Below are 21,249 nucleotides of genomic sequence, written 5' to 3' on the forward strand. Positions count from 1 at the left end.
AACTGTTGCAGAAGCGGGCTTTCGGATTTAGAAGCTTTAAAAACTACAGGCTTCGTCTGCTAAGTTTATGATTTTTGTGTGTTTTGGATAAAGTTCCACCATGAAGTGAGTAGAACCGTAGAACCGTAGAACCGTAGAACCTTTGATTTGGGGAAGTTTGGTGCGGGTGGAGGGACTTGAACCCCCACGGACGTGAATCCAAGAGATTTTGAGTCTCTCGTGGCTACCATTACACCACACCCGCGTAGAAGAAAGTTTTTACGGAAATTGAGGTCAAACCTCAAGCTCTTTTTTTAAATGCAGCGCATTTTATAACGAAATGCTCACTAATTAAGCTGCTGCATTGTTTTCTCGATCCAATCCAGCTGTGCCTGAACACTCACGAATAAAGAGATTCCATGGCAAAGGCGAGGGGATTGATTCCAAGCCGCATTGTTATCCGCGACCATGGAGGTTACACCAATCAAAGTCAGGCCTCCATTTTTATCCTTCGCATACAAAGGACCACCGGAGTCGCCGTTGCAAACACCGTTTTGACTTTGCTCTGTCACAAGGACTTTCTCGAAGGAATAGCTTTGGCCCGAGCGCTTCATATAGAAACTATGTGAAAGACGTTTGGGGGCGGCAGTTGTAAACCGTAATGTGCCAGAGGAGTCCTTATCATCTTCATCTGTTTTGCCATAGCCGCTATAGATAAGCTCTTCAGCTTTTGTAGGGTCATAGCTTTTTGACGGCAGGGCACGTACTTTATATTGCGAAGGAACGCTTCCAGAAAATTTCAAGATCGCCAAATCATACTGGGCATTGCTTGGCGTATTCTCGTCGTAAACGTAAGAGTCGTTAATAATCTTGTCTGTAACCGTGCGAATCGTTCTGGTTTTAGCTTTTGCTGCACAATCGAGATTATTTGTGAAAGCAATCAAGGTTTTGTCCCATGAATAACGTGACGTACAGTGAGCTGCCGTTAAAACCTTGTCATTATCAATCAATGTCCCGGTGCAAAGCTCGGCATCGTCTCCAGAAATATGGATCACCATCACGGTGCTTTCAGAGAGTGGATTTCCAATGGAGAGAGTCTGACCATTAATAATGCCGTAAGACTGCCCGGCGATTTCACAGTTTTGAACTTCAACGGAAGCATCAGATGAGCTCCCTCCGCTACAACCCACAAGAGATAAAGACAAAGACAAGGCAACAACGTACGTGCCAGCAAATAAGGACGTCTTCATGGATTCTCCATATATAGAAATCAAAATGAAGTTTGGTTTTACCAAATTTGAATATGGCTTGGGGCGAAATGACTCCAGTTTGAAAGGTTTTCAGAAAGCGTTCTGAGTGTTGTCACTCTTTTATGCTGGGGCACGAAACGAGTTCTCGGCACCTTTTGCCCAGAATTGGCAAATATCAATAACTTAGACACCGTGGACGAAACGCGGCCAAGTTGGCATCGGCCTTGCTCTAGCGGTTCCTCGACTTAAAAGGTTTTAGTTAATCACTACCACAGGAGACTTTATGAAAAAGTATTTCTATATCCTCGCGGCTTTGAGCATGGCGCCGACTTTCGCCCTTGCACAAAGTATCGAGAACGATGTTGATGCAGAATTGGACCAGATGTATTCGGGCCAAAAGGCTGCTGCAGCCAACACTCAAACTGCGAACGTCAATGCTATGCAAGCAGCACAAGGCGCTCAGCAGGCCCCTCAACAAGCTCAGCCGCTTAATTTGAATGGTAGCCAGCCTATTTATATTTTGAATCAGGCTCCTTCAACTGCTTCAGCTCAGGTTCAACAGCAATCTCAGGTTCAAAAACAACCTACGACTGTTATTGAGGCGACTCCATTGACTGAGTCTCGTGCGGAACAAATCCGTAAGAGCCGTCAGGACGCTGAAGTTCAAACTGAACAAAGAATCGTTGAAAAGCTCGAGCAGTCTCGTATGGAAGATGAAAAGAAAAGAGCTAACGTATTGTTCGGTGATAAATTCAATCAATTAAATAATCAACAAGAGCAACAACCTGTACAAGTTCAACAAGTACAGCAAGTTCAAGCTCCTGTTCAGCAAGTTCCTGTACAACAAGTACAAGAACCAAAAGAAAACACTCGCGACATTATTCGTGAAGAGCTAGCAGCGGCTAGAAAAGACGAAGAAGCGGCTGCGCAAGCTCCGATTGAAAACAAATACGTTTCAATCATGGCCGGTGTTGCTGATTTGCCAGATGTTCGTAACGTAAAAGGTAATTACTCTTTGGGTGTGTCTTTCGGTAACAAGTATGACAACTTCATCGTTGAAGGTACATTCTTGTACTCGAACTACACAGTTGACCAAGGTGGCGGTTACGTAAGTAATTATTCTTACTTGAGCCCTTACGGTGGAACTGTTTACATTCCAAACAACGTGGATGTGAATCAGTATTCAGGTCAAATCGCTGCTAAACTTCAGTTGTTCTCTGGTATTATCAGACCTGTTGTTGGTGCTTTGGCTTCTTACTCTTACAGAACGTTTGCGTGGTCTAACAACAACTCTGGTTATGCATACAACAATGATTCAACTGCGAATTCTAGCGCGATTGACCTTGGTGCTCTTGCCGGTGTGGACCTTGAGTTGAGCCCTAAGTACGCTTTGGGTCTAGACTTCCGTTATATGTGGAATATGTCGAGCCGTGTTGATTCATCATCTAACACATGGATGAATACACCAGCTTACGGTACTCCGATTGAGAAACTTCAATACTACGTCATGTCAGTATCAGGTCGTTTCTACTTCTAATTTGTTCGAAAAGTTAAAGTCTGTGGTGACACGATACCTGCCAGAAATGGCGGGTATTGTGCTTTGTCATTTCAGCCGCTGGACTTCGCGGATTCTTTCGGCGAAGATCAATCCATGCACCTTCTATTCGCTCTTCTTTTTTCTTCCCAGGTTCAAGCTGCCACAATGGTGACAGAGACGGTCGGTCAAGTTGCTGACTATGTGACCACCAGTCGGGAAGTGCAAATCTCGACAGCTATTGAAAGAATTTTGTTTCCAGGCAAAGGGGTTCCTACGTCGATTGAAGTTTTGCCAGATCAAGCGGGATTTCGCACGGCTGTCGCATCTGTGTTGCTTGAAACAGTTGTCGCGACCGAAGCAGAAAGCTTCAGTGTTGCCAAGGTCAACGACCGCGATGTTCAAGAAGCCGTGGGAAAAGTTGAGAAGGCTGTTGCGGGAAAACCTTATTGGTCTCAATTGGAGGTTTCGCCGGTAGAGTTGAAGCGTTTTACGACTCGTAAATTCGTATCTAAAAATTTCCTGAAATTTAAAACGAGCAGTATGACCGGCATTATCACAGATCATGAGGCTGAAGCCTATTATGAGAAAAATCGTGTGAAGTTCGGTAACATGGCTTTCGAGTCATTCAAAGAAAACATCAAGGCCTTCTTGGCTCAACAGCAGTTGGAAGAGCGTCTGCGTTCTTGGTTTGAAGTAATTAAACGCAAATACAAGGTTCGTAATTTTATCTCGGGTTAGTTATGGAAATCGAAACTCTGTTAAGTCCTCACAAGTCTGCAATGCGTGCCTTGGTGGAGGCCATCATTGCCGAACAAGGGCTGCATGCGGGCTTTTACTGGCCAAAGGACTTATTGGGTGCAGAGATGGCAACGGCAGAAGCAGTTGGTGTTTTTGAGGACGGCCAGCTTGCGGGTTTTGTCCTTTATCGAGAACTTCCAACCGCGTGGGAGATTTCTTTGGTCGCCACTCATCCTCAATTTCGTCGTCGGAGGTTGATGGAGGCCTTGCTGAAGCATCTGATCGCCGCAAAGGGTCAGGAGAAGGAATTGTGGTTGGAAGTTCACATTGAAAATGTGGCGGCACAAAAACTCTATGAAAAACTCGGGTTTAGGCTCAGTGGGCGCAGACCGAGATATTATAAAGATGGGGCAACGGCGCTCCTGTACTCATGTCCTTAGGGGCGAGATAAGTCCTTGCACAGATTCGATTTTTTTGCTACTTTAGGTTCGTTCGATGGGCCCTATAGGCCCATTTTTTTTTGCCACCGATTCCCTTCAGTGGGATTTCTCGGAACGGGCCGTACAGCCAGATACGTTTTTCGTAAGCGTTTGAGCCGTACGTTGCTGCAGGTATCTTTGATTTCTTTGAGATACTTTCTAGCAGGAATCACTTCACAGCAAGCTGAAACCACCCGTCTCAGGGAGACGTGGGCTATTGTTGTTAGTGAACTGTAAGGATAGTTGGAATGTCAGAGACTTCATCTTGGATGGAAAAAGTTGAAAAGTTAGCCAACGATGCGGCAACTCGCGAGGGGTGTTTCATTTACGATATCGAATTCGTTGGTGCTGGCAAGGGCAGAACTTTGCGTTTGTTCATCGATAAAGAAGAAGAAGGTGCGATCAGTCTTGATGATTGTTCAAACGTTTCTAAAGCGTTGAATCTTCTTTTAGACGTTGAGGATATTATTCCAGGTGGAGCTTATAACTTAGAAGTTTCCACGCCGGGCTTAGAGCGCCACTTGATAAAGCCATGGCACTTTAAAAAAGCCGTTGGCAAAAAAGTTTATTTGAAAACGACGAAGGCTCTTGAGAGCGCCGGCGTGACAGATAAAAAATGGAAGGCCGCGAAGACAGTGGAAGAGGTTATCGAATCTGCTGATGACGAAGGCGTTCGTTTTGTGGTCAATGACGTGGATTTCAAAATCCCGTACAACATGATCGATAAAGCGAAAGTATTGTTTGAGATTGTTAAAGGTCAGAAGAAATAAAGAAGACTCCGGCGTAGCGGGAGTCTAGCAAGCGCCTCGGCGGAGTCGGGGTTTGTAGATGATGGGGGAACCATGGCTGAAAATATGTTTTCAGATCTTTCCAGAGTGATTGAACAAGTTGGAAAAGACAAAGGTATCGATAAGCAGGTTGTTATCGATGCGATCACTCAAGGGATGCTTGTAGCAGCTCGTAAAAAATACGGTACTTACCGTGAAATCGAAGCCGCTTACAACGAAGAGACTGGCGAAGTTGAACTTTTCGAGTTCAAAGAAGTCGTTCCTCGTGAAAAATTCGTAGATGAGGAAGTTGAAATTCCTTACGACGAAGCTCAAAAATTGGATCCAAACGTTCAATTGGACGATTCTATTGGTATCAAGATGGAAGCCCAAGATTTGGGCCGTATCGCAGCTCAAACTGCGAAACAAATCATCATGCAAAAAGTGCGTGATGCTGAACGCAACATCATCTTCAATGAATTTGAAGAACGTAAAGGTGAGATCGCGTCTGGTATTGCTCGTCGCGTAGAAAAAGGTGCTATCGTTGTGGATTTGGGTCGTACTGAAGCGTACATCCCACCACGTGAACAAATCCCTGGCGAACAATACAAGCCAGGCGATCGCATTCAAGGTTACTTGTCAGAGGTTCGCCAAACGACTCGTGGACCACAAATCATCATGTCTCGCGCTGATGAGCGTTACTTGATGAAACTTTTCGAAATGGAAGTTCCAGAGATCTATGACGGTGTTGTTGAGATCATGGCAGCGGCTCGTGAGCCAGGCCAACGCGCGAAAATCGCGGTTCGTTCTAAAGACAACTCTGTAGATCCAGTGGGTGCTTGCGTAGGTATGAAGGGTTCTCGTGTACAAAACATCGTACAAGAACTTCGTGGCGAGAAAATCGATATCGTTCCTTGGGACGAAGATATCACTCGTTTCGCGTGCAACGCTTTGGCTCCGGCTGAAATCTCTCGCGTGTTTTTGGATGACAGCAACCGTGAGATGGAAATCGTTGTTCCAGATTCTCAATTGTCTTTGGCAATCGGTAAACGTGGTCAAAACGTTCGCTTGGCAGCTAAATTGACGACTTGGAAATTGGATATCATCTCTGAATCATCTGCTTCTTCACGTACTGCGGAATCAATCTTCAACTTGATGTTGATCCCAGGCATGAATGAGACAATGGCTCAAAACATCTTCCAATCTGGTTTCGGTTCATTCCAATCTGTGGCATCTGCAACAGTACAGGATATCATGACGATCCCTGGTTACGATGATCCAGATAAAGCAGAAAAACTTTTGAACGACGCGAAAGCTGTTGTGAAGAAGTATGAAGCTGAAGGTATTCCAGTGCCGACAGCTCCGTCTGCAGCAAGTAAACAATCAGGCAGTTCTGCGAAAGAACAGGCCGACGCTTTATTGAAGCAAGAGTTGCAAAAACTCAACTCTCAAGAAGCGGATGAAGAGTAGTCGGCGGAAGCCGGCAGAGCTGTCGCCCTGGCAGGTGATAGCTGAAACAGCGTTAGTGATTAAAAAAGTAATTACTCCGGCATTGTCGGAGTGCTAATAGCTACTCCGGTGAAGCCGGAGTGTAAGCAGGAGACTGAGTGAGTAATCCAAAAGTTTTTGAATTTGCCAAAGAAGTCGGGATGACCCCGCTAGCCCTCATGGATAAAATCCGCGAGTGGAATTTGCCTGTGAAATCTCACATGGCAGAACTAGAGCCAAGTGTTCTAGAGCAAATTAAAATTAAGCTCAGCGGCGGTGGCGCTCCCACTGAAGAAGCGAAGCCTAAGAAAGCAGCGACTAGAAAAGCTCCAGCTAAGAAAGCAGCTCCGGCAGTTGCTGCAGAAGCTGAGGCCACAGCGGCGACTCCAGCGAAGTCTCCTGTCATCCGTCGTAAAAAAGAAGAAGCGGCTCCGGTAGAGACGAAGGCGAAAGTCATCTCTAAACCAGAAGCTGAAGTGGAAGAAGCTGAAGAAACAGCGGCTCCTGCGAAAACAACACGTGTTGTAGTTAAGAAAACAGCAGCTCCTGCTCCAACGCAGGAAGAAGCTCCAGCAGCCCCAGAAGCGAAAGCTCCGGCGGCTAAGATGGAAGCGCCAGCTGTAGAAGCAAAAGTTGAAGCGCCAGTAGCGAAAAAAGTAGAAACACCTGCTCCAGCAGCAGCGGCTCCAACTCAAGGGGCGGAAGCGGCACCCGCACCGGTAGCTCCGGTGGCGGCTCCGCAAGCTCGTAAGAAAGAGGTTGTCGTGGGCACTAGCGGTGTTGCGAGTTCTTCAACTCCAGCAACAACTCCAAAAAGAAATATCATTGGACGTATGGATCTTTCCCGCGTTCAAACTCAAGCGCCACAGCGCCAACAAGGTGATCGCCCTCAAGGTGGATACACACCTCGTCCGGCGGGCCAAGGCGGTGGCTTCAATAGCGATCGTCCACAAGGTGGGGGCTTTACTCCACGTCCAGGCGGTTTCAACCGTCCTGCGGGTGGTGCACCAACTCGTAACATTCGTCCTGGTTTCGTAGCGCAAGCGGCTCCACCAGAACCAATGCCAGAGACAGGTGGTCACTTCCAAAATCGTGACTTTGATAAGCGTAAGCGCTTCGGAACTGCGGCTCCAGCGGCAGGTCCTGCTGGCTTCGGTGCTGGCCCAAGCGTGCGCGAGAAGGAAAAAGAAGAGGAAGTAAAGGACTTCAACGCGGTTGAATTCCGTAAACGTGAAATGGTCTTCCAGCCTAAAAAGAAAAAGGGCATGTTGGATCGTGAAGCGATGAAAACACAAATTACTACCGCAGCAGCGCACAAACGCGTTGTTAAAGTTAATAACACAATGAAGTTGTCTGATCTTGCGATGGAAATGGGCTTAAAAGCTCCACAACTCGTTAAAGTTTTGATGACGAACGGCGTGATGGCTAACATGAACACGGACCTTGACTTCGATACGATCGCTTTGATCGTTCCAGAGTTCGGTTGGGAAGCACAAAACGTCTTCAAAACTGCGGAAGAAGTTGCGCAAGAAACAGCGTTCGGTGATTTGGAGGCTGAAAAAGTCACTCGTCCACCAGTTGTAACAATCATGGGTCACGTCGACCACGGTAAGACATCGTTGCTAGATGCTATCCGTAAAGCTGACGTAGCTGCAGGCGAGGCCGGCGGTATCACTCAGCACATCGGTGCATACTCTGTAAAACTTGATGACGGTTCTTTGATTACGTTCCTAGATACTCCGGGCCATGAGGCTTTCACGGCTATGCGTACTCGCGGTGCGAATGCGACGGATATAGCGGTTATCGTAGTTGCGGCTGACGACGGTATGATGCCACAGACTCAAGAGTCTATTAATCATGCTAAGGCGGCAGGCGTACCTATCATCGTTGCTGTGAATAAAATGGATAAGCCAGGGGCGAATCCAGAGCGTATCAAGCAACAATTGACTGAACTTCAAATCGTTCCAGAAGAATGGGGCGGTAACACGATCTTCGTGGAAGTTTCTGCATTGAAGAAAACAGGTTTGAAAGAGCTTCTTGAGCAAATCAAACTTGTTGCTGAGGTTGCAGAACTTAAAGCCAATCCAAAACGTTCGGGCACAGGTCTTGTGATCGAAGCGAAAATGGAAAAAGGCAAAGGCCCTGTTGCAACACTTCTAGTTAAAGACGGAACTGTTGAAGTAGGCCAATACATCGTTGCTGGTGTTATGAAAGGTCGCGTTCGTTCTTTGATGAACGATAAAGGCGAAAGAGTTCAATCTGTCGGTCCTGGACTTCCAGTGGAAGTTTTGGGTCTTGACGGTGTTCCAGCAGCGGGTGATCAGTTCGACATCGTTAAAGATGAAAGAACTGCTGAAGAAATGTCGACTCTTCGTAAAGAAAAAGCTGCTGCAATTGCGAATGCACCTGCGCAAAAACTTTCTTTGGATGAGATCTTCGCGAAAGTTAAAACGGGCGATGTGAAAGAGCTTGCGATCATCTTGAAAGCAGACGTTCACGGTTCGTTGGAAGCAATCAACGGCATGCTTGCTAAGATTTCCACTCCGGAAGTTAAAGCGCGTGTTATCCACGCGGCTGTTGGTGGTATCAACGAAAACGACGTGACTTTGGCGAACACTTCAAAAGGTATCGTTTTGGGCTTCAACGTACGTCCTGATTTGGGCGCGCAAGCTAAGGCGAAACAGTTGGGTGTCGACATCAGAACTTATTCAATTGTTTACGAATTGATCGATCAAATGAAAGCCGCGATGGCGGGTCTTCTTTCTCCAGATGTGGTGGAAGAAATTATGGGTCGCGCAGAAGTGCGTAACACATTCAACGTACCTAAAGTCGGCTTGATTGCTGGTTGCTTCGTTCTTGATGGTAAAGTTCAACGTAACAACTCGATTCGTTTGCTTCGTGAAAATAAAATCGTTTACGAAGGAAAGATTTCTTCTTTGAAACGCTTCAAAGATGACGCGAAAGAAGTGGCGGCAGGTTACGAATGCGGTATCGGTATCGAAAACTATAACGACGTTAAAGTGGGCGATATGATGGAAGCATACGTGAAAAAAGAAGTGGCTCGTGAACTTTCTGGCGGAGCTAACTAATGAAAAATATGGGTGATGGGCGCAGGGTCGCTCGTGTGGAAAAAGAGATTCAAGCTACCATCGCTCAGTTTTTGATTCGTGGTTTTAAAACGCCGTTGCCAGGTTTGGTGACGGTGGCCTCTGTAAGAATGCCGGCGGACCTTCGCGCGGCAAAAGTGTATGTCAGCATTTTAGGCTCTGATAAACAGCAGGAAGAAACGATTGAGCTTTTGCAAGAGCGTGCTTTTGAAATTCAAAACTTCATCGGCAAGGAATTGAAAATGCGTTATTGCCCTAAGTTGACTTTCTTTCCGGATCACACGACGGAGCAGGTTTTGAAAGTAGAGCGCATCCTTCAAGATCTTGAAACCGAAAGAAAACAAAAAAATCCTTCGGCGGAAGCCGGCGATACTGAAGCAGATCATTCTGAGTCTGACGACGAATAGTTGGAGTTTTTCTAAATGAGTTCCCAATTCAACGGTCTCTTGCTGGTTGATAAGCCATCAGGAATTTCTAGTCATGACGTTGTCTCTCGTTTGCGCCGTATTCTTGGCACTAAATCTGTAGGACATTCTGGTACTCTTGATCCCATGGCCTCGGGCTTGATGGCATGCTTAATCAACGAGGGTACAAAACTCAGCCAGTATATTTTAGAAGGCGACAAGGGCTATCGTGTGCGCATTCAATTTGGAATTCGTACGGATACTTTGGACGTTACGGGTGAGGTTCTAGAAACTAAACCTGTTACTTTGGATCAAGAATCTTTACTTCGTGAAGCCATGAATTTGTCTGGCGAGATGGAAGTGGAAGTTCCGATTTACTCGGCGATCAAAGTTCAAGGTAAGAAGCTTTACGAGTACGCTCGTCAAGACAAAGAAGTTGTGATTCCCAAAAAGGTTATGAATTTCTGGGATATCAAATTTTTAGGAATGGGAGCTGATTGGGCTGAATTCGACCTTCGTTGCTCGAAAGGGAGCTACATCCGCACATGGGTGGACCTTCTGGGGCAGGCTTTGGGTTGCGGGGCGACGATGAGCGGTTTGCGCAGAACCTATTCGGCTCCATATATTCTGGAACAGGCTCAAACCCTTGAGGATATCGAAGAGTGCGTTAAGAAGGGCGTGTTAAGTTCGGCTTTTGTGAAAATGGACCTGGCTTTGTCTCAAATCAAACGAATTCGAGTTAAAGGCCAAGATCAGGTGCTTTTGGGGAATGGACAGATCAGTCATGATCTACGGTCCCAGCTTATTTCGCTATTTAAGCCCGAGGAAGACCAATACGTTCAGGTTATAGCCCAGGATGGAGGGCAGCTTTTGGCCCTAGTGGGGCTTGAGCCAGGGCGGGGATTTGTCCTTCGCCGGGTCTTCAAATACTAGCCCGTATACTGATTCTGTCGAAGTAGGAAGGCCTTGACCGGCCTCGTTGGAACATATAGAACCTTAACTTCCTGCCGGGGTCGACAGCCATGACGATCGTAAGGCGGGGCAAACCGAAGCATTGTGTGACGGTGGATTTAAAGCTCGTAAGAGCAGGAAAACAGGAGACTTTAATGGCAGTCACTAAAGAACAAAAAGAGCAAATCGTTAAAAAATTCCAAACTAGCGGACTAGATACTGGTTCTGCAGAAGTGCAAATCGCGCTTTTGACTGCAAGAATCAATGATTTGACTGGTCACTTCTCAACTCACAAAAAAGATTTCCACGGTCGTCGTGGTCTTGTGACTTTGGTTAATCAACGTCGTAAGCTTTTGGATTATCTTCACCGTAAAGACGTTAAGTCTTATCAAGCAGTTCTTAAAGCTCTTGATATCCGTAAATAATCTGAGTGAAAGAAAGTTGAAGGGGCCGAGAAGCCCCTTCAATGTTTTTAGATCTAGTGCGTTGTCAGATTCGACTGGCCTCACACTAGTGATTGAAAAGAACGAATAAATAAAAAAGAATTAAACAAGAGAAACAATAAAAGATTCGAAGGGTAGACAGCCCTTCACATACGGCGAAGCACACAGGCTTAGCCAGAATTTCAAGGAGAAATAATGAAAACGACTGTTACAACTTCGGTAGGCGGGAAACAAATCACTATCGAAACAGGCCGTTTGGCAAAACAAGCAGATGGCGCTGCTTTGGTCACTTCTGGTAACAATATGGTTTTGGTTACAGCAGTTTCCTCAAAAAAAGCCTCTGAACTCGACTTCTTCCCTTTGACAGTGGAATACATCGAGAAGTTCTATGCGACTGGTAAAATTCCAGGTGGTTACTTCAAACGTGAAGGTAAACCAACAAACGACGCGATCTTGACTGCGCGTTTGATCGACCGTCCAATCCGCCCAGTATTTCCTGAAGGCTACCGTCACGAAACACAAGTTGTGGCGACTGTTCTTTCTGCGGATGGCGCATTCCCATTAGAGATCTTGGCGAGCTTGGGTGCATCCACAGCTCTTCACCTTTCTGATATTCCATTCAACGGTCCAACAGCTGCGGTTCAAGTAGGTCGCGTTGATGGTCAATTCGTTGCGAATCCAACTCCACAGCAAATGGAAAAATCCGACATGGATATCATTGTTGCGGGTACTCGCAATGGTTTGTTGATGGTTGAAGGTGAAACGAAATTCATTTCTGAGGCAGATGTTTTGGCTGCTTTGAAATTCGGTCATCAGTCCATGATGCCTCTTTTGAATGCGCAAGATGAATTGCGTGAAAAAATGGGTTCGAAAGCTAAACGTGCTTTCACAGCAGCGACTATCGATGCGGACTTCAGAACGAAGGCGGAAGCTTTCTTGAAGCCTCGTATTGCTGAAGCTCTTGCGATCAAAGTAAAACAAGATCGTTATGCGGCTGCAGCCTTGGCGGCCTCTGATGCAGAGAAAACTCTTCTTGCAGATATCGCTGACAAAGACTTGTTGAAACAACGTAAGAAAGAATTAAACACGATCGTTGAAGAACTTAAGTATCATGAAGCTCGCTTCATGATCTTGGATCGTGGCGTTCGTATCGACGGTCGTGACGTAAAAACTGTACGTCCTATCGCGAACGAAGTGGGCTTGTTGCCACGTGCGCACGGTTCAGGTTTGTTCACTCGTGGTGAAACGCAAGTTTTGGGTACTGTGACATTGGGTACTGGCGATGACGAACAAATGGTTGATGCTCTTTTGGGCACTCAAAAACGTAAGTTCATGCTTCACTACAACTTCCCTCCATATTCTGTAGGTGAAGTGGGTCGTTTCGGTGGTCAAGGTCGTCGTGAAATCGGTCACGGTAACTTGGCTGAACGTGCGTTGAAGCCAGTTCTTCCTGATCACGAAAAATTCCCATACACAATCCGCGTAGTTTCTGAAGTTTTGGAATCAAATGGTTCATCTTCAATGGGTACTGTGTGCTCTGGAACTATGGCACTTCTTGATGCCGGTGTTCCTTTGAAAGGCAACGTTGCCGGTGTGGCAATGGGCTTGATCAAAGAAGGCGATCGCGTGGCGGTTTTGACTGACATCTTGGGTGACGAAGATCACTTGGGTGACATGGACTTCAAAGTTGCTGGTACTCCATCGGGTATCACGGCTCTTCAAATGGATATCAAAATTGACTCTGTTTCTTTCGAAGTGATGGAACAAGCTTTGGCGCAAGCTAAAGACGGTCGTTCGCACATCTTGAACGAAATGGAAAAAGTGATGAGAACTCCTCGTGGTCAAATTTCTGAATTTGCACCTCGTATTGAGACTATCAAAATTAAACCAGATAAGATCCGCGAAGTGATCGGTTCTGGCGGTAAAGTGATCCGTGGTATCACGGAAGCAACAGGCGTTAAGATCGAGATCGAAGACGATGGTACTATCCACATTGCATCTGCTGACCCAGAAGCAACTAAGAAAGCTATCGCTATGATCAACGACATCATCGCTGAAGCTGAAGTTGGTAAAGTCTATAAAGGCCGCGTAGTGAAAATCGCTGAGTTCGGTGCTTTCGTAGAAATCTTGCCAAATACTCAAGGCTTGCTACACATCTCTGAGATCGCTAACGAGCGCGTTCGTGCCGTCACTGACGTTCTTAAAGAAGGCGAAATGATCGATGTGAAAGTTCTTGAAGTAGACCGTGCGGGTCGTATCAAGCTTTCTCGCAAGGCGCTTTTGAATCAGTAATGTCTATCAAGTTCAAAAAATCTGAACTTTCTAACGGGATCCGGGTGATGAGTGAATTTCATCCAGGGTCCCGTGCCGTTTCTATCGGCATGTGGGTTTTAACCGGCACTCGTGACGAGATTCCTGAAATTGCAGGGATGTCGCACTTGCTTGAACACTTGGTATTCAAGGGCACGAAAACTCGCAGCGCTTATCAAATTGCAAAATCTTTGGAAGCCTTGGGCGGTGATCTGAACGCATACACCACTCGTGAATACACTTGTTATCACGCTTTGGTGTTGAAGGATCATTGGGAAAAAGCTTTGGATGTTTTGTCAGATCTTGTTTCCAACATGCAGCTGACAGAAAAAGAATTCGGTCTTGAGAAGGGCGTGATCTTGCAAGAGATCGCCATGTCTGAAGACAACCACGAGGACGTGATCTATGATATTTTCTATGATCAAGTTTATGGTTCTCATCCTTTGGGTCGTCCTATTTTAGGGACACCAAAGTCTATCGCGTTGATGAAGCAATCCCAGGTGATGTCTTATTATAAAAAGAACTACACGGGCAGCAACATCATCATCAGTGCGGCGGGCTGCTTGCATCACGAAGACTTTATGGCCGGCGTACAAAAGCACTTGGGTAAAAAGCAGCAATGCAAACTGAGTGATACACGCAAGAAACCTCGTTGGTTGAAGCGTCGTCATGTCGTTGAAAAACAAGCAGAGCAAGTTCATATGTTGTTGGGACTTCCGACAGCGTCGTTTAAAGATAAATATCGCTTCGAAGCAGTGATCCTAAACACCTTGCTAGGTGGCGGGATGACCTCGAAGTTGTATCAAAGTGTACGCGAAAAGAAGGGTTTGGTTTATTCTATTTTTTCGAGCCTGAACACGAACATCGATTCTGGCATGTTGAATATCTATGCGGGAACCGAGGCGAAGAACGTGCGCAAGGTGGGAGATTTAATTTCCAAAGAATTTGCGAAACTTCGAAAAAATGGGGTTTCTAAAAATGACGTGGAGATGTTTAAGACTCAAGTCAAGGGCAGCATTTTGCTAGGATCGGACGATATTGAAAATCGTATGACCTCTTTGGCGGTGAATGAAATGGTATTTGGAGCATATCGCTCTGTGGAATCGGTCATCGAAGAGATCAACGAAGTGACTGTGGATTCTGTGAATCATTATCTATGCAATGAAATTGATCTCGGCCAAGCTTCTGGTGTTTTATTGGGACCTGGCGTGAATGACGTTAAAGACTGGTGGGGAGACTTAGAGCTATGAATAAAATCGCAGTAAAAATCAAAAAACTAGAAAATTTCCGTGGTGAGCTTCCTGCATATCAATCTGCTGGCGCCAGCGGCGTTGATGTTCGTGCACAATTGAGCGGCCCGGTGGTTTTGAATCCGGGGGAGCGTGCGATGATTCCAACGGGTTTGAGCTTTGAAATCCCATTAGGTTATGAAATTCAAGCGCGTCCGCGCAGTGGTTGGGCTGCGAAAAGTGGTCTGACTGTTTTGAACACTCCGGGAACTATCGATGCTGATTATCGTGGTGAAGTGAAGATCATCGTGATCAATCTTGGTAACGAGTCTGTGACGATCAACGATCAAGAGCGTTGTGCTCAATTGGTAATTGCACCGGTTTACCAAGCTCAGTTCGAAGTGGTTTCTGAACTTTCGGACACTGAGCGTGGTGCAGGCGGCTTTGGTTCTACAGGTCGCGCGTAATTGTTTGTTCGGCTTTGTTATATTGAGCTGTTAAGAACAAACAGAATAACGTCGTCACTGCAATTGGTGGACAGACGGTTCTTAAAATATTAGGCGTGTGATTTAAAGTATGCGCCAACACAAGCAAACATCCAGTATGGCCTGCGGTTAAAATCGTGGGCCATATTTTTGCCAAGCGTGTGTGTTTAGTTTTAGTCCAAAAGAAATAAACTGAGAAAACCATATAAAGAGTCATCACCGAACTGTAAACACCTTGCGTGATGGCGGCTTTCAGCGCGACCTCTGTTGGGTGGCCTTGGATATTTGAAAAGTAAGCCCATGTTCCCCAAAGCAAACCTGCGCCGGGAACTGAAATAATATTCGATTTATTGAGGAGTGTTTGCTTTTTCATGACACCTGCGGAAGTTGAAGTCTTTCACGAACTTCAGTCAAAGGGGTGGCGTAAAGAGATTCCCAATCCGTTGCAAATAATTGCTTCGCTTTGGTTCCCATTGTGTAACCCGTCGTAATACCATTCCAAATTTTAGTCAGATGTTGAGGGCGCGCGAGAGATGCCGTGAATAAACTACCTCCCGCAAGAATCGATGAAATTGGAGTTTCGAGTTGCGCCATCATAAATCCGTGAATGCTGATTTCGCCGACGCGAGATGTATCAAAGCCTGTAACAATGTGCCAGAAGTCGTGAGTTTCACGATTACGGGTCACGATGTAGTCGATATCGCGTTTAATCTCAGGAGCACGGTAATAGTTTGGATCTAAATTATTGTGTAACATGTGGTCGGCAAAGATGCGACCGAACGTTCCTTCGGGAAGTTTTTGTAGTGCGTGCAGATCAATTTCCTTTAGGCGTTTACGGCTTTTAATAACTTGCAAGCATTCAGGGTCTGAGGACAGTCTTGCCAGCATTCTTTCGTTCAAGCCCAAATTGTCGAGAGCATCTGACATTTCAAAAGCTTGAGTGATGTCTTCTGGATTGCGCGACATTCTGAAGATTGCAATAAACAATCTTAGGTAATGAGGAAGACGTACAAGCAATTTCATGGCTCGCTCCTTAGGCATTTCCAGAGGTTCTAACTAGAACCATGGATCTTTGGAATGCGAAAGAGCAACCTTTGTGCCGTTTTAATGCAGTTAAATGCAGGGAATATCACCAGAATCTTCGACAGAAGCCGACAATTGTCACTCCCTACGAAGTGAAGGTGTGAGCTCGAGCTGGGAACTTATAAGTGGGCAGCGTCGATACGGTTCCACAGCCACAAAATGAACACAATCGCAAAAAGGATTGTGACTAAGCGGAGGGCGCGGCGCTTTTCCATTTGGAAGTTTTCAGTGAGCCCCACAGCCATCAAAAGTGACGTGAATGCAAAACCCACCAGAGTGATAGGCGGAATTAATTCCGAGCCCGTTTGGAAAATAAAGAACGGGATATTCGCGAACAAAATTAAAGTGAAAATGCGGCGAAGTGAGCATGTGCGCTTTTCAAAAACTTGGAAGTAATAATAAATAAACAGAGCGCCGATCATCGCCGTGACCACGGCCACCATCGGAGACACAATCACGCCGCTCATGATGCGGAAAAAGTTTGGCGGGACAAGGCCTGTGATGACTCCCGAGATCATAGAGACAATCACCAAAGTCACGATCAACGTGGACCAACGCCAGTCAGGAATCGCTTTGATTTTATGAATTGGGTGGCGAAGGTAGTCGGCGATGTAGCGCACGACCTCTTTGACTGTTTGAACAGATTCAGGCTGTTGATTGGGTGTCACGTCTCGATAGTCGCTCATAGTATGATTGCAACACCAAGGGCTAACCCTGGCAAGAACAATAAAAATCTATCCTTCACGGAAATCTTGTTCGGCCAAAACTTGAGATCTTTCCAGAAGAAGACGGGCATTTGTAAGAGCTGTGTCTTCGCAAGCTCCTAAAACGCTCAATGACGGCAAGAAATATTTTGTTAATGAGACCTTGTGAAGAGCGTAAGTAAAGCGTGTTACCAGTGGCGCTTTCGCTGACGTCAGCAGTTCGACGTTGGCGAATGGAACCGGAAGGGCTTTCAGAGCCCCAGAGTGATGAGAGCGCGTACTGTCCGAGATCTCGGTCAGACTCATGATTGCAGGGGAATTGCGAGTTCTCAAAAGTTCCTCGAGCTCTCCAAAGGTCGGGGGGTCCACAAAGAGGTGAAACTTGCGGCCGAGCTTTTCTTGTTGTTCGATGAAGTCGAGGAAGCGTTTTTGACGATAGGGTGTTTTATTCCAGGGAAGACGTAAGTTAAAAACTTCGTATCCGTGTTCGGCCAAATAAGAAGTATATCCGTTCCAGTAAGCACTGAAGTAAAAGAAACTGCGTGGGCCTGTGACGAAAAGTAACGGCCATCTTGTGAGCAGGCAATTAGGGTGAAGTTCGCAGTGAAGTTCTTTGCGGGCCCTCTGGCGGTTTGAAAAAACGGCGAGGGCCATGGTGAAGACAAATAAAGAAAGAGCTAAAAGAAGGACATCCACTCACTCATTATAGAGAAGTGTTTAGGCGAAATGCAAAGTCAAACGAGTTCTGATCGGATGTCTTATTAACCATCGCTGTACGACCACTGACTTCAGCACCAACTGACAAGTTTCTATGAACTTGTGCAAAGATGCCTGTAGAGATCACAAGTTCTGGTGTGGACTCGTTCACATCGATATTGCGAGTAGGGTCCGAGAACTTCAAGAAACGTTCTGAAACTCCGGAGCTGATTGTATAGTGCCAAACATCTTTCAAAAGATTTGTATAACCGATTTTTGCTTCAAGCTCGCGAAGACCAAAGTCTTCAGCGCCGTTTGAGTTCGAACCGTAATTTCTGAAGATGCCTTCCGCATACCACTCTGGAGAGATCAAATCAGTGCCCACTGAAAGTTGAATGCCTGTGGCGTTACGACTGAAGTGTTGACCATTAGTGGAAATATTCGAAAAAGAATTCGCATAACCGATACCTGCATGCAAGCGAGGAGTATCGGTGTTGTTGTCCTGCTGGATTTTTTGTTTTTTTGAAGTGAGCTCGTTCAAAAGATCGTCGTAGCTGACCTCTTCGTAGTCTTTGTTAGAGCCATAAGAGGAACCCGCAGCCCAGACCATTGTAGGGGTTAAGAGGAACAAAAAACCTGCCAACGTAACTTTAATAGAATTTTTGTTTGTCATATATTCTTATCCTAGCAAGGCTTTGTCATTTTTCATAAATTGAACTTTCAATCTAGACCACTTGTTTGGCACACTGGTTCTATGTTTCCTTTCTTTCAAGCAAAACATAACTGCTATTGTGCCTTCTGCAAAAGTCCGCGCCGTATTTATCGAAAGAAAAATATTTCTTTCATGAATGTGCTCGCAAGTCTTATGGCTTCAATCGTCATCATGTTCGCTATCTGGAGAGAGTTTGATCCGCGTGCGATCATCGCCTTTGTTATCTGTTTAGCGATCTCAGAAACATTCGTACAAATTCGTTGGAGACTTGCTGTGGTCTGCCGCACATGCGGATTTGATCCCATTTTGTATGTAAAAAATCCTGAAGCTGCGGCCTCTAAAGTTCGTATGCAATTGGATTTGCGTAAAGAAGATCCCAAATATCTACTGGCAAAGCCTTTAAATTTACCTGCGATTTCTGCAAAAAAAGCGGAAGCTCTGCAAACCAAGGAAAAGGGACGTTTAGTGTCCCGCTCTATCTAAAAAGATCTCTTAAAAAATCTTTCTTACATGGCTTTCAAGCGGTCTGATATTGCCAGCGGTCATGGTTTGTGACACTTTAGAGCCATGAAAACACTGGTGATCGTTCCGACTTATAATGAAAAAGAAAATGTACAGACCATTGTGGCCGCTATTTTGGCGCAAAACTTGGGTGTTGATATCCTGGTTGTAGATGACAATTCTCCTGATGGAACGGGTTCCATTGTCCGTGAAATGCAAAAAAATATTCCTCAACTGCATCTTCTTTCTCGCCCTGGCAAGCAAGGTTTAGGCAAGGCTTATATTGCCGGCTTCCGTTGGGGGATGGATCATGGCTTTGAAGGATTGGTAGAGATGGATGCAGATTTTTCTCATCGTCCTGAAGACTTGGGTCCTTTGATCAAAACAATGCAGGCCAATGATTTCGCAGTGGGATCTCGCTATATCGATGGCGGTCGCACTGTGAACTGGGGAATCATGCGTAAGATTATTTCTCGCGGTGGCGGGATTTATTCTCGTTTGATTTTAGGTTTTCCATTGAACGATTGGACCGGTGGTTTCAATGCGTGGAAGAAAGAAGTTCTTCAAGGCATTGATTTGTCGACTGTGGAATCAAACGGCTACAGCTTCCAAATTGAGTTGAAATACAAAGCCTTAAAAAAAGGTTTCAAAGGGGCTGAATCTCCGATTGTGTTTGAAGACCGTCGTGTTGGGCAGAGCAAAATGTCTATGAAAATCGTGATTGAAGCGTTCTACCGCGTGTGGTTGATGCGCTTTAAATAGCCACTTCGGCGCTGCCGAAGTGCAGACAGGCATAGAGGGATTGATGCGTTCTTCCTTATTGGCATTTTTAATTTTGATGCTGATTCCTTTTGTCTCTTTTGCGCAGGCGCAAAAGGGAACGATTGTGGGCGAGGACGCTCAAGTTTATCGTGATCCTGATTTCGACGCTCCTGTGATAGCCACTTTGAAACCCGGTCAAGTCTTTGCGATTTCTAAAGGCAAAAAAGGCCCTTTCTATAAAATTCGTTTGAAGCGCGGCACGGTCGGTTGGATCGCTGATAGCGATATCCGTGCTGGAGTTTTGAAAGTCACAGAAACGACACAAGCTGAAGCCCAAGAAGAAAAGGAAAAGAAGGAGGCGGAAGAGTCTTTGAATCCATTCTTTGCTTCTCGTTATTGGGGACCCGTCGTTGAATATTTAAATTATACCGAAGATACTATGGGACAAGAGCGCTCCGCTGGTGTGATGTTTTATGGATTGAAATGGAGTGGCTTCAACACTCTGTTCAGTGGTGAAGTGTATACGGATGCAAATCTGCTTTTTTCAAGTGGAGCTCCTAGCTACTACAAAGATGCCACAGGCCAGAGTGCCGGCGGTTATATCATCAATGCGAATTTTCTTTTACAGACAGTGACGCCCCTGGGGACTTCGGCTCTTTGGTATTATGGATTTGGTCCGATGCTTCGCTATTCTCATTTCGATTTGCATCTGTATGACGGCACTCAGGTGAACGCATATTCAGCAGATGATATGGCTTTGGGAGTCGTCTTTGATGTTGGGGCTGCTTACCGAATCAGTCGCAAGTTTTCGGTACGCACCGATGCGAAATATTATTGGGAAAAGAATCGATATTTTGGTATCGGTCTTGGCGTCGGCTACGATTTTTAAAATCAGTTCTAATTTATAAGTAAAGATTATCATTGCTGGGCGCAGCATTGTGGGAACATTGGACTTTGCAATGGCTTACGGGCACAAGGTCCCCATGATGACTCGTTTTACATTGATCCTTTCGTTGTGCCTTTTGTCTGCCCATGCTTTTGCCGGTGATGTTCAAGCTGCTTTTGAAGCTTTGAAAAACACAAAAGTGAATTACAGCCCTGATGGAGCTGTTTGTGAACAGTTGGCTCGTCTTAAAGTTCGCGAAACTTATCCTGAAAATGCTTATGATATCACGGGCGATATTGAATACGATCTTGGCGCTTTGACGATCGGTGAATTGGACGTGGTTGTCATCGAAAAATCTTCGCAGAAAGTTGTTCTGGTTGAAGAAGTGAAATGCTGGAAAAGTTTTGACGGAGCAAAAGATAAAGCCGTCGGTCAAATGACGCGCTTTATGTGGAATTTGACGAAGTTCCCGGAAAAAATTCGTTTTACTTCCTATGATGGAACAAAGTTAACGGCTGCAAATTTCTCTAGCTCATTTCCGTTTATTTTTGTTTCTCAGGCAGGCGGCGTTCGCCACGGATTTGATCAGGAATTGGATTTTACTCTTCAAGAGACAGAGCATCTTCGTATGCAACTCTTAAAATGCCAAGATTTGGGCCCTTGCCCTAAGCCAGAATAGCTCTAACGCGCTAAGTCTTTGGGCTCGTTTGAGCCCTTCTTTATGACCCAGCCGCATCT

Annotated in this window: 22 protein-coding genes and 1 tRNA gene; 16 read left to right on the forward strand and 7 right to left on the reverse strand. The window is 45.7% G+C overall.

Going from position 1 to position 21,249, the window contains the following annotated elements; all coding sequences use genetic code 11:
- Positions 1-158 precede the first annotated feature (158 nt).
- Both VF412_RS17385 and VF412_RS17390 read right to left on the reverse strand, forming a co-directional pair.
- Positions 159-244, reverse strand: a tRNA-Leu gene (locus tag VF412_RS17385).
- A gap of 82 nt (positions 245-326) precedes the next feature.
- Positions 327-1,229 carry a S1 family peptidase gene (locus tag VF412_RS17390; protein ID WP_331340538.1) on the reverse strand — a complete coding sequence of 301 codons (903 nt, stop codon included), beginning with the start codon at positions 1,227-1,229 and terminating at the stop codon, positions 327-329.
- A gap of 283 nt (positions 1,230-1,512) precedes the next feature.
- Between VF412_RS17390 and VF412_RS17395 the strand changes: the two genes are divergently transcribed.
- The 12 genes from VF412_RS17395 to dut all read left to right on the forward strand — a co-directional run bounded on the left by VF412_RS17395 (position 1,513) and on the right by dut (position 15,149).
- A complete protein-coding gene (locus tag VF412_RS17395; RefSeq protein ID WP_331340539.1) occupies positions 1,513-2,766 on the forward strand; it encodes a hypothetical protein in 1,254 nt (417 codons plus the stop codon).
- Positions 2,767-2,880: 114 nt separating this feature from the next.
- Positions 2,881-3,504, forward strand: a complete 624-nt coding sequence (locus VF412_RS17400) for a hypothetical protein (RefSeq protein WP_331340540.1) — start codon at positions 2,881-2,883, stop codon at positions 3,502-3,504.
- 2 nt (positions 3,505-3,506) lie between these two features.
- Positions 3,507-3,944 (forward strand): GNAT family N-acetyltransferase, encoded by a 438-nt coding sequence (locus VF412_RS17405; protein ID WP_331340541.1) that lies wholly within the window; start codon positions 3,507-3,509, stop codon positions 3,942-3,944.
- Positions 3,945-4,231: 287 nt separating this feature from the next.
- On the forward strand, positions 4,232-4,753 hold the full coding sequence (rimP, locus tag VF412_RS17410) for a ribosome maturation factor RimP (protein ID WP_331340542.1): 522 nt from the start codon (positions 4,232-4,234) through the stop codon (positions 4,751-4,753).
- Positions 4,754-4,825: 72 nt separating this feature from the next.
- Positions 4,826-6,220: a transcription termination factor NusA gene (gene nusA / locus VF412_RS17415; protein WP_331340543.1), complete on the forward strand. Its 1,395-nt coding sequence runs from the start codon at positions 4,826-4,828 to the stop codon at positions 6,218-6,220.
- A 137-nt stretch (positions 6,221-6,357) separates the two neighbouring features.
- Positions 6,358-9,327 carry a translation initiation factor IF-2 gene (infB, locus tag VF412_RS17420; protein ID WP_331340544.1) on the forward strand — a complete coding sequence of 990 codons (2,970 nt, stop codon included), beginning with the start codon at positions 6,358-6,360 and terminating at the stop codon, positions 9,325-9,327.
- Positions 9,327-9,752, forward strand: coding sequence for a 30S ribosome-binding factor RbfA (gene rbfA / locus VF412_RS17425; RefSeq protein ID WP_331340545.1), 426 nt, complete (start codon positions 9,327-9,329; stop codon positions 9,750-9,752). Before infB ends, rbfA begins: the two co-directional genes overlap by 1 nt.
- Before the next feature lie 15 nt (positions 9,753-9,767).
- Positions 9,768-10,682 carry a tRNA pseudouridine(55) synthase TruB gene (gene truB, locus VF412_RS17430; RefSeq protein ID WP_331340546.1) on the forward strand — a complete coding sequence of 305 codons (915 nt, stop codon included), beginning with the start codon at positions 9,768-9,770 and terminating at the stop codon, positions 10,680-10,682.
- Positions 10,683-10,855: 173 nt separating this feature from the next.
- Positions 10,856-11,125, forward strand: a complete 270-nt coding sequence (gene rpsO / locus VF412_RS17435) for a 30S ribosomal protein S15 (protein ID WP_331340547.1) — start codon at positions 10,856-10,858, stop codon at positions 11,123-11,125.
- A gap of 213 nt (positions 11,126-11,338) precedes the next feature.
- Positions 11,339-13,435, forward strand: coding sequence for a polyribonucleotide nucleotidyltransferase (gene pnp, locus VF412_RS17440; protein ID WP_331340548.1), 2,097 nt, complete (start codon positions 11,339-11,341; stop codon positions 13,433-13,435).
- A complete protein-coding gene (locus VF412_RS17445) occupies positions 13,435-14,703 on the forward strand; it encodes a pitrilysin family protein (protein ID WP_331340549.1) in 1,269 nt (422 codons plus the stop codon). The genes pnp and VF412_RS17445 overlap by 1 nt, the downstream gene beginning before the upstream one ends.
- Positions 14,700-15,149: a dUTP diphosphatase gene (gene dut, locus VF412_RS17450; RefSeq protein ID WP_331340550.1), complete on the forward strand. Its 450-nt coding sequence runs from the start codon at positions 14,700-14,702 to the stop codon at positions 15,147-15,149. The genes VF412_RS17445 and dut overlap by 4 nt, the downstream gene beginning before the upstream one ends.
- Here the strand turns inward: dut and VF412_RS17455 are convergent.
- From VF412_RS17455 to VF412_RS17475, 5 genes are all read right to left on the reverse strand, one after another.
- Positions 15,133-15,540 (reverse strand): hypothetical protein, encoded by a 408-nt coding sequence (locus VF412_RS17455; RefSeq protein ID WP_331340551.1) that lies wholly within the window; start codon positions 15,538-15,540, stop codon positions 15,133-15,135. The two genes, dut and VF412_RS17455, sit on opposite strands and share 17 nt — an antisense overlap.
- Positions 15,537-16,190, reverse strand: coding sequence for a Coq4 family protein (locus VF412_RS17460; RefSeq protein ID WP_331340552.1), 654 nt, complete (start codon positions 16,188-16,190; stop codon positions 15,537-15,539). Before VF412_RS17460 ends, VF412_RS17455 begins: the two co-directional genes overlap by 4 nt.
- A 179-nt stretch (positions 16,191-16,369) precedes the next feature.
- Positions 16,370-16,936, reverse strand: coding sequence for a Yip1 family protein (locus VF412_RS17465; protein ID WP_331340553.1), 567 nt, complete (start codon positions 16,934-16,936; stop codon positions 16,370-16,372).
- 48 nt (positions 16,937-16,984) lie between these two features.
- Positions 16,985-17,650, reverse strand: coding sequence for a hypothetical protein (locus tag VF412_RS17470; RefSeq protein WP_331340554.1), 666 nt, complete (start codon positions 17,648-17,650; stop codon positions 16,985-16,987).
- 7 nt (positions 17,651-17,657) lie between these two features.
- Complete coding sequence (locus VF412_RS17475; protein WP_331340555.1) at positions 17,658-18,323, reverse strand: hypothetical protein; 666 nt, start codon at positions 18,321-18,323, stop codon at positions 17,658-17,660.
- Positions 18,324-18,404: 81 nt separating this feature from the next.
- Between VF412_RS17475 and VF412_RS17480 the strand changes: the two genes are divergently transcribed.
- The 4 genes from VF412_RS17480 to VF412_RS17495 all read left to right on the forward strand — a co-directional run bounded on the left by VF412_RS17480 (position 18,405) and on the right by VF412_RS17495 (position 21,190).
- Complete coding sequence (locus VF412_RS17480) at positions 18,405-18,845, forward strand: hypothetical protein (RefSeq protein WP_331340556.1); 441 nt, start codon at positions 18,405-18,407, stop codon at positions 18,843-18,845.
- 84 nt (positions 18,846-18,929) lie between these two features.
- Positions 18,930-19,625: a polyprenol monophosphomannose synthase gene (locus VF412_RS17485; protein WP_331340557.1), complete on the forward strand. Its 696-nt coding sequence runs from the start codon at positions 18,930-18,932 to the stop codon at positions 19,623-19,625.
- Between the two features lie 43 nt (positions 19,626-19,668).
- Complete coding sequence (locus tag VF412_RS17490) at positions 19,669-20,514, forward strand: SH3 domain-containing protein (RefSeq protein ID WP_331340558.1); 846 nt, start codon at positions 19,669-19,671, stop codon at positions 20,512-20,514.
- 94 nt (positions 20,515-20,608) lie between these two features.
- On the forward strand, positions 20,609-21,190 hold the full coding sequence (locus VF412_RS17495; RefSeq protein WP_331340559.1) for a hypothetical protein: 582 nt from the start codon (positions 20,609-20,611) through the stop codon (positions 21,188-21,190).
- Positions 21,191-21,249 lie beyond the last annotated feature (59 nt).

The sequence above is a fragment of the Bdellovibrio sp. genome, assembly GCF_036384735.1.
GTDB lineage: Bacteria > Bdellovibrionota > Bdellovibrionia > Bdellovibrionales > Bdellovibrionaceae > Bdellovibrio.

Bases quoted from the DNA above. Each gene is read 5' to 3' on its own strand.
- VF412_RS17390 (WP_331340538.1), bottom strand. From the start codon at position 1,229: ATGAAGACGTCCTTATTTGCTGGCACGTACGTTGTTGCCTTGTCTTTG.
- VF412_RS17395 (WP_331340539.1), top strand. From the start codon at position 1,513: ATGAAAAAGTATTTCTATATCCTCGCGGCTTTGAGCATGGCGCCGACT.
- VF412_RS17400 (WP_331340540.1), top strand. From the start codon at position 2,881: ATGCACCTTCTATTCGCTCTTCTTTTTTCTTCCCAGGTTCAAGCTGCC.
- VF412_RS17405 (WP_331340541.1), top strand. From the start codon at position 3,507: ATGGAAATCGAAACTCTGTTAAGTCCTCACAAGTCTGCAATGCGTGCC.
- rimP (WP_331340542.1), top strand. From the start codon at position 4,232: ATGTCAGAGACTTCATCTTGGATGGAAAAAGTTGAAAAGTTAGCCAAC.
- nusA (WP_331340543.1), top strand. From the start codon at position 4,826: ATGGCTGAAAATATGTTTTCAGATCTTTCCAGAGTGATTGAACAAGTT.
- rbfA (WP_331340545.1), top strand. From the start codon at position 9,327: ATGAAAAATATGGGTGATGGGCGCAGGGTCGCTCGTGTGGAAAAAGAG.
- truB (WP_331340546.1), top strand. From the start codon at position 9,768: ATGAGTTCCCAATTCAACGGTCTCTTGCTGGTTGATAAGCCATCAGGA.
- rpsO (WP_331340547.1), top strand. From the start codon at position 10,856: ATGGCAGTCACTAAAGAACAAAAAGAGCAAATCGTTAAAAAATTCCAA.
- pnp (WP_331340548.1), top strand. From the start codon at position 11,339: ATGAAAACGACTGTTACAACTTCGGTAGGCGGGAAACAAATCACTATC.
- VF412_RS17445 (WP_331340549.1), top strand. From the start codon at position 13,435: ATGTCTATCAAGTTCAAAAAATCTGAACTTTCTAACGGGATCCGGGTG.
- dut (WP_331340550.1), top strand. From the start codon at position 14,700: ATGAATAAAATCGCAGTAAAAATCAAAAAACTAGAAAATTTCCGTGGT.
- VF412_RS17455 (WP_331340551.1), bottom strand. From the start codon at position 15,540: ATGAAAAAGCAAACACTCCTCAATAAATCGAATATTATTTCAGTTCCC.
- VF412_RS17460 (WP_331340552.1), bottom strand. From the start codon at position 16,190: ATGAAATTGCTTGTACGTCTTCCTCATTACCTAAGATTGTTTATTGCA.
- VF412_RS17465 (WP_331340553.1), bottom strand. From the start codon at position 16,936: ATGAGCGACTATCGAGACGTGACACCCAATCAACAGCCTGAATCTGTT.
- VF412_RS17475 (WP_331340555.1), bottom strand. From the start codon at position 18,323: ATGACAAACAAAAATTCTATTAAAGTTACGTTGGCAGGTTTTTTGTTC.
- VF412_RS17480 (WP_331340556.1), top strand. From the start codon at position 18,405: ATGTTTCCTTTCTTTCAAGCAAAACATAACTGCTATTGTGCCTTCTGC.
- VF412_RS17485 (WP_331340557.1), top strand. From the start codon at position 18,930: ATGAAAACACTGGTGATCGTTCCGACTTATAATGAAAAAGAAAATGTA.
- VF412_RS17490 (WP_331340558.1), top strand. From the start codon at position 19,669: ATGCGTTCTTCCTTATTGGCATTTTTAATTTTGATGCTGATTCCTTTT.
- VF412_RS17495 (WP_331340559.1), top strand. From the start codon at position 20,609: ATGATGACTCGTTTTACATTGATCCTTTCGTTGTGCCTTTTGTCTGCC.